The sequence below is a fragment of the Chromohalobacter sp. 48-RD10 genome (assembly GCF_029889785.1).
In the GTDB taxonomy this organism is placed as follows: domain Bacteria; phylum Pseudomonadota; class Gammaproteobacteria; order Pseudomonadales; family Halomonadaceae; genus Chromohalobacter.
The window spans coordinates 1-1,308 of sequence record NZ_JARANX010000142.1 but is presented as its reverse complement, the minus strand read 5'-3'; the positions used below and the strand labels follow the sequence as shown (position 1 = coordinate 1,308).

Here is a 1,308-nt window from a genome sequence, read left to right as displayed (position 1 = left end):
ACTGATTGAGGAGAAACAAAGCGTTAATGAAGAAAAACGAAGCATGTATAAGAGGGGCTAATCCTATAAATAATATTCGCAAAGGAAGATAACGACACCACCACCCTAGAAAGAAGAAAGAAACACCTAACCCTTGACGCAAGTGTACGATGTGATTTTTAACAACCTGCGGCATAAGAATAAATACAACCAACAGCAAAGCGTATTTTGGATAACTTTTAAGAACCAAAAAAGAAACCAAAAGAGAGGAAAAAAAAACAATAATCCGCAGCGTATCTTCAGGTGTAAAATACTCAGAAAACAAAATATTAAAAAACAACCATAACGGCTCGTTAGTTAGTATCTCACCAACCCCATTAGCGGCGTACACCGCGAATATTTCTTTTGAGTATTTGGCATAGATGAGATAATTTACGCGGTCGACATAGCCGTCGATATCCAACCCCATCAAGAACCAAGCATAGATCCCGGCCAGTGCCAAACACATGGCTTTGTAACCGTACGAGCCTTCGGTGGGTATCAATATTTTCATCGTTCGCCTCAACTTACGGGAGTGCTAACTCGCCTGAACTCAAATGGGCTGGCGTCACATGACGTATAAATAAGCTTGAGTGCCTAGCCGAGCCCGAATGCCAGCATGCGTTGAATATCATTCACAGCGATGCTCCTCCGGCAGCGACACCCGCAGCGCATGCAGGTAGCCGGAAAGCGCCTGCTGCAAATTGAAGCTACGGGCACGGTGGCGCACATCGGGGTGCGTCTCATCACTGAGGGTCGCGGCTATCGCCCGAGCCAACGCCGATGCGTCACCGACCGGCACCAGCCGCCCCCACTTTCCATCTTCGAGAATTTCCGCCGAGCCGCTGGGGCAATCGGTGCTCACCACCGGGGTGCCGCAAGCCATGGCCTCGGCGAGCACGTTGCAAAAGCCTTCCCAGGCCGACGACAGCACGAACAGCGAGGCCTGACGCATCCACGGATAGGGGTTATCGACGAACCCCGGCAGCGCCACGTCATCGCCGATACCCAGCTCGGCGATGCGTGCCTCGAGCGTGGCGCGTAATTCACCCTCACCGAGGATCACCAAGCGTGCGCGATGGGTCTGACGTACCATTGCGAACGCCTCAACCAACGTGGCGAAGTCCTTCTGTACGGCCAGCCGCCCCGCCGCGACGATCACCGGCGGCTCACCCTCGACCAGCCAAGGATGTTCGACTGGCACTTCACACAATCGGGGCAAGTTCGAATTGATGGGGTTATAGACAACATCGATCCGCTCGCGCGGCAAGCGCACCGTCTGCGCGAGGT

General features: G+C 53.0%; 2 protein-coding genes. Both read right to left on the bottom strand.

The window, feature by feature from the left end; all coding sequences use genetic code 11:
• Window positions 1-532, bottom strand: a 532-nt coding sequence (locus tag OP496_RS17790) for a hypothetical protein (RefSeq protein WP_280565253.1), incomplete at its 3' end; no start/stop codon positions are given.
• A gap of 117 nt (window positions 533-649) precedes the next feature.
• The coding region (locus OP496_RS17785; protein ID WP_280565251.1) for a glycosyltransferase at window positions 650-1,308 on the bottom strand (659 nt) is incomplete at its 5' end.